General features: G+C 65.9%; 9 protein-coding genes. 7 read left to right on the top strand and 2 right to left on the bottom strand.

The features are described from left to right. A partial coding sequence (locus QZY48_RS08675; protein WP_295430166.1) for an AAA family ATPase occupies positions 1-1,587 on the top strand: 1,587 nt, incomplete at its 5' end. 64 nt (positions 1,588-1,651) lie between these two features. Here QZY48_RS08675 and QZY48_RS08670 read toward each other — a convergent pair. Further along, complete coding sequence (locus QZY48_RS08670) at positions 1,652-2,374, bottom strand: hypothetical protein (protein ID WP_295430164.1); 723 nt, start codon at positions 2,372-2,374, stop codon at positions 1,652-1,654. Positions 2,375-2,406: 32 nt separating this feature from the next. Next, positions 2,407-3,123, bottom strand: coding sequence for a transposase (locus tag QZY48_RS08665; RefSeq protein WP_295430162.1), 717 nt, complete (start codon positions 3,121-3,123; stop codon positions 2,407-2,409). Positions 3,124-3,266: 143 nt separating this feature from the next. Here QZY48_RS08665 and prfB point away from each other — a divergent pair. From prfB to QZY48_RS08635, 6 genes are all read left to right on the top strand, one after another. Beyond that, positions 3,267-4,365, top strand: a protein-coding gene (gene prfB, locus QZY48_RS08660; RefSeq protein WP_295430160.1) for a peptide chain release factor 2 whose coding sequence is annotated in 2 segments (ribosomal slippage) — positions 3,267-3,341 and positions 3,343-4,365 — 1,098 coding nt in all. Because the reading frame shifts where the segments join, the coding sequence is not laid out codon by codon here. Positions 4,366-4,442: 77 nt separating this feature from the next. Continuing rightward, entirely contained in the window at positions 4,443-5,618 is a 1,176-nt protein-coding gene (locus QZY48_RS08655) for an AAA family ATPase (RefSeq protein WP_295430158.1), read from the top strand. Next, the gene (locus QZY48_RS08650) at positions 5,606-6,199 is read left to right on the top strand and encodes a DUF4276 family protein (RefSeq protein ID WP_366929657.1); all 594 of its coding nucleotides are present in this window, start codon (positions 5,606-5,608) and stop codon (positions 6,197-6,199) included. Before QZY48_RS08655 ends, QZY48_RS08650 begins: the two co-directional genes overlap by 13 nt. A gap of 9 nt (positions 6,200-6,208) precedes the next feature. Further along, positions 6,209-7,717, top strand: a complete 1,509-nt coding sequence (gene lysS / locus QZY48_RS08645) for a lysine--tRNA ligase (protein ID WP_295430154.1) — start codon at positions 6,209-6,211, stop codon at positions 7,715-7,717. Between the two features lie 450 nt (positions 7,718-8,167). Next, the gene (locus tag QZY48_RS08640; protein ID WP_295430152.1) at positions 8,168-8,305 is read left to right on the top strand and encodes a hypothetical protein; all 138 of its coding nucleotides are present in this window, start codon (positions 8,168-8,170) and stop codon (positions 8,303-8,305) included. A 20-nt stretch (positions 8,306-8,325) separates the two neighbouring features. After that, a complete protein-coding gene (locus QZY48_RS08635; protein ID WP_295430150.1) occupies positions 8,326-8,814 on the top strand; it encodes a DUF4124 domain-containing protein in 489 nt (162 codons plus the stop codon). Positions 8,815-9,000: the final 186 nt, after the last annotated feature.

Genomic DNA, 9,000 nt, shown 5'->3' with positions numbered 1-9,000 from the left:
GTGAACGAGCCCAACGTGGCGGACACCATCGCCATCCTGCGCGGACTCAAGGAGCGCTACGAGGTCCACCACGCGGTGGAGATCACGGACCCGGCCATCGTGGCGGCGGCGACCCTGTCGCACCGCTACATCGCCGACCGACAGTTACCGGACAAGGCGATCGACCTGATCGACGAGGCGGCCTCGCAGTTGCGCATGGAGATCGACTCCATGCCGGAGGAGATGGACAAGCTCGACCGGCGCCTGATCCAGCTCAAGATCGAGCGTGAGGCGCTCAAGAAGGAGTCGGACGAGGCCTCCAAGAAACGCCTGGCGGACCTGGAAGGCCAGATCGAGCGACTGGAGCGCGAGTTCGCGGACCTGAACGAGGTCTGGAAAGGCGAGAAGGCGGCGGTCCAAGGCGCGGCCCATATCAAGGAGGAACTGGAGCGGGCGCGTACCGAGATGGAGACCGCCCGGCGTGCCGGCGACCTGGCACGCATGTCGGAACTCGCCTATGGGCGCATCCCGGAACTGGAGAAACAACTGGTGGCGGCCGCCGAGGCCGCGCCGGGGGAGACCCGGCTGCTGCGCAACAAGGTGACTGAAGAGGAAATCGCGGACATCGTCTCCAAGTGGACCGGTATCCCGGTGTCGCGGATGCTGGAGGGGGAGCGGGCCAAGCTCCTGCGCATGGAGGAGGAACTGGGCCGGCGGGTGGTGGGCCAGGGCGAGGCGGTGCGGGCCGTGAGCGATGCCATCCGCCGCTCCCGAGCCGGGCTCTCGGACCCCAACCGGCCGATCGGCTCCTTCCTCTTTCTGGGGCCCACCGGGGTGGGTAAGACCGAGCTGTGCAAGGCCCTGGCGTCCTTCCTCTTCGACACCGAGGAGGCGATGGTGCGCATCGACATGTCCGAGTTCATGGAGAAGCACTCGGTGGCGCGCCTGATCGGTGCGCCCCCGGGCTATGTGGGCTACGACGAGGGCGGCTATCTCACCGAGGCGGTGCGCCGTCGGCCCTATAGCGTGATCCTGTTCGATGAGGTGGAGAAGGCCCACCCGGATGTCTTCAATGTCCTCTTGCAGGTGTTGGACGACGGGCGCCTGACCGACGGCCAGGGCCGCACGGTGGACTTTCGCAACACCGTGATCGTCATGACCAGCAACCTGGGGTCGGACATCATCCAGCAGCGGGCGGGGGAGGCCAACTATGCCGCCATGAAGGAGGCGGTGATGGAGACGGTGCGCCACGCCTTCCGGCCCGAGTTCATCAACCGGCTCGACGAGATCGTGGTCTTCCACTCCCTGACCGCGACCCAGATCCGGGCCATTGCCGGGATTCAGGTCCAGTATCTCCAACAGCGTCTCGCGGATCGGGACATGCAACTGACCCTGAGCGACGCGGCCCTGGACCACCTGGGGGAGGCGGGATTCGACCCGGTCTATGGGGCCCGGCCCCTGCGGCGCGCCATCCGCGCGCAACTGGAGAATCCGCTCGCCCAGGAGATCCTGGCCGGCAAGTTCGGCCCGGGGGACCTGATCGAGGTCGGGTACGCGGACGGGGCCTTGACCTTCGAGCGCGTGATCGCGGGCGAGTTGGTCGATTAGGCGGGAGAGGATAAGGCAAAGCGCAATTCGCCGCATCGGTCGGGGGGCAGGTCACGTGCCCCCCCTACCTCGCCTGGTCCCGGATCCGCTTCCCCGGATCGACCGGTGACAGGTCATGCAGTTCTTCTGACCGCTGGGCGGACGGGGCCTCCTGGGTCGGTGCGGAGCCCCAATCCGGGTCGCTCGTCTCGAGCCCCTGGGCCGGCTCCGCTCGCCGCACTCCCTGGCCGCCGTCGGCTGGCGCGCCGTCCGGCTCGGCCAGTCGCGGATCGGCCGCGATCTCGCGGGGGTCGATCTTCAGATAGCCGTCGCCCACGTCTTCCAGGTATCTGGAACCGAAGTCCCCGGTCGCTGTCGACTGGGATGACTCGCCGTCCAGTCGCTCGGCCGCAGGCGTGCGCGCGTCTGCGGCACCGCGCGGCGTCTTGCGGCTGGCCGGGTCGGGGTCGCGTTCATCGTCCTGCGTCTGAGCGGGCGGTGCGCCGGCCCCGCTGGTCGGTTCGGTGCCCGGTTCGGCGGCCTCGGTGCCGATATCGAGCAGGTTCCCCAGGGCATCGGTGTAGAGCCCGCCGCCGATCGCGCTATAGGTGGAACCATAGGCGTCCAGGTAGCCGCCGTTGGGTTGCGGGTAATAATAGTGGCCGCTGGAATCGACCAGACTGTCGTCACCGTAACCGGAATCGTGCAATTCCGTGGCCGCCGCCGTGAGGCACAGCAGGACCGGGGGCAGTAGGGTCAGTGCTCTGATGATCATCGTTGCCGTCGTGTGCATGGTTGGGTTGTGCATGGGGTTTGCGTGGGTCGCCCGGACCGGGGCGCTCAGGGACGCGCGGCGGCCATCCGGTACGCGGCCGAACGCCGGTCGCCGCCGCGCGCCCGCGGCGAGGTGCGCCGGTTCAGCCGTTCCTCGACTATGGCGCAGAAGGCGGCGTCGCCGAGCACCCAGGCCTTGTTGGTCGCGTCGCGGATACGGGTCAACCGCGCCTCGTCCAGGGGGGCAGCGAACCCCTTGGCATAGGCCGCCTGGCGGGTCTTCGGGCCGCGGCCCAGACGCTCATAGTCGGCGGACGCCGTGACCAGCCGGTCCGGTGCCCCGGTCGCGTTGGCGGCGAAGCTGGACCAGGCATAGTCGGCGGGGGTGCTCACCAGACCGGCGCGCACGGGGTTGCCTTCCACGTACCGACTGACCGGGATCATCCAGTCGGCCGGGTCCAGCAGGGTGGCGCGATAGCGGCCGTCCCACAGGGTGCCGGTGCGGTCGTTGCCGCTGTTGAAGTACTGGACATAGCAGCGCCCGACATACTGCATCAACTTGCCGATGCCGTCCTCGTGCAGCGGGGTCAGCAGGAGATGGAAGTGGTTCGGCATCAGACAGTAGGCGTGGATACTACACTCGAACTTCTCCGCGGCGGTGCCGATCTTCTCCCACAGGAACCAATAGTCCTCCTCCCTGAACAGGATCTGCCGGCGATTGTTGCCGCGCTGCAGCACATGCTGCGGAAAGCCGGGCAGGATGAAGCGGGGTAGGCGTGCCATGAGTGGGGTCGGGTACGGTTGATTGGCTTGGGGCAAAGTATAGCCGACCGCCGGGCGGCGTCGGCTTGCCCGGCGCCGCCGGTCGTGGCGCCGGGTGGCCCGCTGCGCCTATACTTGGCGGTTCGACCAACGCGGAGTGAATCATGCTCGACATCAACCCCATCGCCCACCAGATCAATGACCTGAAGGGGCGCGTCGCGTCCCTTAGGGGGTATCTTTGACTACGAGGAGCGTCAGGAGCGCCTGACCGAGGTCTTGCGCGAACTCGAAGACCCGCAGGTCTGGAACGACCCCGAGCGCGCCCAGACCCTGGGCCGTGAGCGCGCCGGCCTGGAGGCCGTGGTGCTGACCGTGGACGACATGACCGCTGCCCTGGCCGACGCCGACGGCCTGTTGGCCCTGGCCGCCGAGGAGGATGACGAGGCGACCGCCACCGATCTCCTGCGCGATCTGGGCCGCTGCGAGGAGCGGGTGGCGGGCCTGGAGTTCCGCCGTATGTTCTCCAACCCCATGGACGACAAGAACGCCTTCCTCGATGTGCAGGCCGGCTCCGGCGGCACCGAGGCGCAGGACTGGGCCGAGATGCTGCTGCGCATGTACCTGCGCTGGGGCGAGCGGCGCGGCTTCAAGACCGAGCTGATGGAGGTCTCCCCCGGTGACGTGGCCGGCATCAAGTCCGCCACGGTACACTTCCAGGGCGAGTATTGCTTCGGCTGGCTGCGCACCGAGATCGGCGTCCACCGGCTGGTGCGCAAGTCCCCCTTCGACTCCGGCAATCGCCGCCACACATCTTTTGCGGCGGTGTTCGTCTCCCCGGAGATCGACGACACGGTGGTGGTGGAGATCAACCCCGCGGATCTCCGCATCGATGTCTACCGCGCGAGCGGGGCCGGCGGTCAGCACGTCAACCGCACCGAGTCGGCCGTGCGCATCACCCACAATCCCACGGGGATCGTGGTCCAGTGCCAGAACGAGCGCTCCCAGCACAAGAACAAGGACCAGGCCATGAAGCAACTCAAGGCCAAGCTCTATGAGCTGGAGATGCAGAAGCGCGCGGCCACCCAGCAGGCGGTGGAGGACACCAAGTCCGACATCGGCTGGGGCAGCCAGATCCGTTCCTATGTCCTGGACCAGTCGCGGATCAAAGACCTGCGCACCAATATCGAGATCGCCAATACCCAGGGGGTGCTCGACGGCAATCTCGATCCCTTCATCGAGGCGAGCCTCAAGAGCGGGTTATGACGTCGCCCTTGGGCCGAACGCCCGCGCTCGACCTGGCGGCGTTGCGATCACCGCCGCCGCCACCCTACCTTACGCGGGTGAAGCTGACGAACTACCGCAGTATTGCGTCATGCGATGTGCGGCTGTCGGCCCTGACGTTTCTGGTCGGGCCGAACGGCGCCGGGAAGAGCAACTTTCTCGACGCGCTGGCGTTTGTTCGCGACAGCCTGCGCACCTCGCTGGAATACGCCATCCGCGAGCGATCCGGCATCGATGCGGTGCGCCGGCGATCCAATGGGCATCCCCACAACTTCGGCGTGCGTCTGGAGTTCCGGTTGCCCGGCGGGGAGACTGGTCATTACGCCTTTCAGGTCGGGGCCGCGGGGCGCGGTGGGTATCAAGTGATCCGCGAGGAGTGTGTGATCGATGCGGACGCGAAACGCCATTCCTATGCGGTCAAGAATGGTGTGCTGGCGGAGTCGACGCTCGCGCTTGCCCCCGCCGCCTACCCGGATCGGCTGTTTCTCACGAATGCGTCCGGTGTTTACCCGTTCCGGGCGCTCTTCGATGCCTTCGGCAGCATGGGGTTCTACAATCTGAATCCACGCCTGATCAGGGACCTGCAAACGCCGGCCGATGGTTCACTGCTGGCGATGGCGGGTGAGAACATCACCAGCGTACTGGCGTTGATGAGCGTGCAGGCACCGCAGCGCAAGGAGCAGGTTGAAGAGTTGCTGACGATGATCGTGCCGGGTATCTCCGGGGTCGAGTCGGTTCAGGTGGGACCGAAGGAGACACTCGAATTTCGCCAGACCATTGATGGCGCGAAGAACCCCTGGCGCTTTGCGGCGGCCAATATGTCCGACGGTACCCTGCGGGCCTTGGGTATTCTGGTCGCACTGTTTCAGCCCGGCGGGTCGGGGCGCATCCCCTTGGTGGGCATCGAGGAACCCGAGGTGGCACTGCACCCCGCCGCGGCCGGCGTGTTGATGGGGGCCTTGCGTAAGGCCTCCATCAATCGCCAGGTCCTGATTACGAGCCATAGCCCTGATTTGCTCGATGACCCAGGGCTCAACGAGCAAGAGATTCTCGGTGTGGCCGCCAAGGGGAACGTCACCTACATCTCAGCCCCGGACCAGGCGGCCCGCGAAGTCATCCGGTCCGGTTTGTATACGCCGGGGGAGTTGCTGCGGCTGGATCAGATCGCGCCCAGCGTTGATCTTTATGGGCGTGGCCCGCGCCAACTCGACCTTTTTACCGGGTGGCGCGCGTGAGACATCGCCTGGTCACAATCGTCGAAGGGCATGGCGAGGTGCAATCGGTACCGCTGCTCTTACGCCGTATGGCCGAATTGTTCTATCCCGGCAGGTACATCGATATACCAAGACCAATCCGGGTCGGACGCGACAAATTTCTCCACGATACACGCGAGTTCAATCGCCAATTGACGCTGGCGGCGGCGAAGGCCGCGCCGAGCGGTTGCATACTGGTGCTGTTGGATGCGGACGACGATTGCCCGGCGCAGCTTGGCCCGCAGACACAAGAGCGCGTAACGCAAACCCTACCCCGGTGTCCCGCGCGGGTCGTGCTGGCGCATCGTGAGTTCGAGTCCTGGTTCATCGCTGCAGCCGATTCGCTGGCCGGCTTTCGCGGTCTGCCCGCAGACTTGATTGCGCCCGCTGATCCGGAGCGCAGCCGTGACGCCAAAGGATGGATCGGCCAACGCATGGGCAACTACGATTCGCGTGTCGATCAGCCGGCACTGACGTCGCGCTTCGATATCGTGCTGGCAGAGTTCCGTTCCCGCTCCTTTCGCAAGCTTTGTTCCGACTTCAGATCGCTACTGGACGCCTAAAGCCATATCATGTCAGATAGTACTACACCCGCACCCCAAGACGACAACAAGCTGATCGCGCAGCGGCGCGAGAAGCTCGCCCAATTGCGCACCGCCGGCGAGGCATTTCCCAACGACTTCCGGCGCGATGCACTCGCCGGCGACCTGCTCAACGACTATGAGAATTGGGACGCCGCGGCCCTGGTCGAACCGCCCCTGCGGGTGGCCATCGCCGGCCGGCTCATGAGCCGCCGGGTGATGGGCAAGGCGAGCTTCTCCCACCTCCAGGACATGTCCGGGCGCATCCAACTCTTCGTGAGCCGCGATGCCCTGGGCGAGGCCGCCTATGCCGCCTATAAGCATGAACTCGACATCGGCGACATCATCGGCTGCGCCGGCACCCTGTTCAAGACCAAGACCGGCGAGTTGTCGGTGCGCTGCGAGTCCATTCGCCTCCTCACCAAGGCCCTACGCCCCCTGCCCGAGAAGTGGCACGGGCTCGCCGACATGGAGACCCGCTACCGCCAGCGCTATGTCGACCTCATCGTCAACGAGTCCACCCGCGCCACCTTCCGCACCCGCATCAGTATCATCGCCTACATCCGTGCCTATCTGAATGAGCGGGCCTTCCTGGAGGTCGAGACGCCGATGATGCATGTGATCCCGGGCGGCGCCGTCGCGCGCCCCTTCGTCACCCATCACAACGCGCTCGACATGAAGCTGTACCTGCGCATCGCCCCTGAGTTATATCTCAAGCGCCTGGTGGTGGGCGGTTTCGAGCGTGTCTATGAGATCAACCGCAACTTCCGCAACGAGGGGCTCTCGACCCGGCACAACCCCGAGTTCACCATGCTGGAGTTTTACCAGGCCTACGCGGACTACCGCGACCTGATGGACCTCACCGAGGACCTGCTGCGCGGCATGGCGCAGTCTGTCCTGGGGACCACGACCTTCGACTACCAGGGCACCGCCTTCGACTTCGGCCAGCCCTTCGAGCGCCTGACGGTGCGTGAGGCCGTCCTGCGCTTCAATCCCGCGTTCAGTGCCGCGGATATCGACGACCTCGACGCCGCCCGCCGCAGCGCCGCCACCCTGGGGATTGCGGCAAAGGACGACTGGGGGCTTGGTCGCATCCATATCGCCATCTTCGAGCAGACCGGCGAGCACCGGCTCATCGCCCCTACCTTCATCACCGAATACCCCACCGAGGTCTCCCCGCTGGCGCGGCGTAATGACCAAAACCCGCTGGTGACCGACCGCTTCGAGTTCTTCATCGGCGGGCGCGAGATCGCCAACGGCTTCTCCGAGCTGAACGACGCCGAGGACCAGGCCGAGCGCTTCCGTCACCAGGTGGCGCAAAAGGACGCTGGTGATGAAGAGGCGATGTACTATGACGCCGACTACATCCGCGCCCTGGAATACGGCCTGCCGCCCACGGCGGGCGAGGGCATCGGCATCGACCGGCTGGTGATGCTGTTTACGGATTCGCCGTCCATTCGCGATGTCCTGCTCTTCCCGCACCTGCGCCCGGAGGATTAGTGGGATCGGGCCGCGGCGTGCGACTCCCCGTCCCCCGTGGGAGCGGCTGTACCGTGAAAGGCCGGCGGAGACCTTGTGGGAGCGGCTTCAGCCGCGACGAGGCCTCGCGGGTTACCCAAGCGTCGCGGGTCACCGCCTCTGCGTCTCTGCGCCTCTGCGTGAGACCTCTCAAAGAGTCTCACGCAGAGGCGCAGAGAAGAACCGCGTCAGTCGGGTTACCGCTAAAGCCGCTCCCGCTGGGGGCTTTCATGTTTCGGGGGTGACGGACAACCCCTCATGGCCGTTGGCCGCGACGCGAGGCCGCGGTAACCTGCGAGGTGCCGCACGCAGGTCCCGGCGCGGCTGAAGCCGCTCCCACAGCGTTGCTGCGCGACCTTCAGGGTAGAATCCCGACATCGTGGCGATTGGCACCGCATCCAGTGGGCAGTGCTGTCCGCGGTGTTTGCTGCAATGACTGCCATCTTTGCCAAGATCGGGATAAAGGGAGTGGATTCAGACCTTGCCACACTGGTGCGGACCGCCGTCATCATGGGGGGTGGGATCGGGATGGTCGCCGGCGGCGTGTTGCTGCTTGCCCTGAAACGCTGAAATTGGCATTCTCAGCCGCCATGAGCACCCAATCCCGACTGACGGGCTTGAGCGCGGTCCTCCTGGCCGCCCTGATGGGCGGCGCGCCGGGCCCTGCCCAGGCCGAGATCTACAAATGGACCGACGCCCAGGGCGTCACCCATTTCTCCGATCAGCCTCCCGCGGGCGGGACTGCCGAGCAGGTTCGCCTTCCCGCGACTCCGGACCCGGCACCGCCGGCCGTGCGGCCCGCCGCGCTCAGTACCCCGCCCCCGGCCGCGGCACCAAGCCGCCCGGGCGCCAAGCGGGTGGTCATGTACGCTACCGCCTGGTGCGGCTACTGTAAACAGGCGCGCCGTTACTTCAATACCCATGGGGTGGCCTACAGCGAATACGATGTCGAGCAGGACGCCGCCGCCGGCCGTGAATTCAAGCGCCTGGGCGGCCATGGGGTACCCCTGATCCTGGTCGGCGAGGCGCGTTTGCAGGGCTTCTCGGAGGGCGGGTTCGAGCAGCTGTATAACCAATGAGGCAAACCTGCGGGGCGAGGGACAATGGAGCATTCCCGTCGGCGCTGCCCATCTCGTTAAGGAACGGTTCACCAATAAGTTGAACAAGTCCATCAGGGAATGCTGGTCGCGTCGTTGTCGTTGTCGTTGTCGTAATCGAGTTTATCGTAGTGCCCCGGATTCTTGCGCACGCCAGATTGCATCGCT

It is taken from the genome of uncultured Thiodictyon sp. (assembly GCF_903828115.1).
GTDB lineage: Bacteria > Pseudomonadota > Gammaproteobacteria > Chromatiales > Chromatiaceae > Thiodictyon.
The sequence above is the reverse complement of the archived record's forward strand: the minus strand, read 5'-3'. Positions and strand labels throughout refer to the sequence as shown.

Bases quoted from the DNA above. Each gene is read 5' to 3' on its own strand.
- QZY48_RS08635 (WP_295430150.1), top strand. From the start codon at position 8,326: ATGAGCACCCAATCCCGACTGACGGGCTTGAGCGCGGTCCTCCTGGCC.
- QZY48_RS08670 (WP_295430164.1), bottom strand. From the start codon at position 2,374: ATGCACAACCCAACCATGCACACGACGGCAACGATGATCATCAGAGCA.
- QZY48_RS08665 (WP_295430162.1), bottom strand. From the start codon at position 3,123: ATGGCACGCCTACCCCGCTTCATCCTGCCCGGCTTTCCGCAGCATGTG.
- lysS (WP_295430154.1), top strand. From the start codon at position 6,209: ATGTCAGATAGTACTACACCCGCACCCCAAGACGACAACAAGCTGATC.
- QZY48_RS08640 (WP_295430152.1), top strand. From the start codon at position 8,168: ATGACTGCCATCTTTGCCAAGATCGGGATAAAGGGAGTGGATTCAGAC.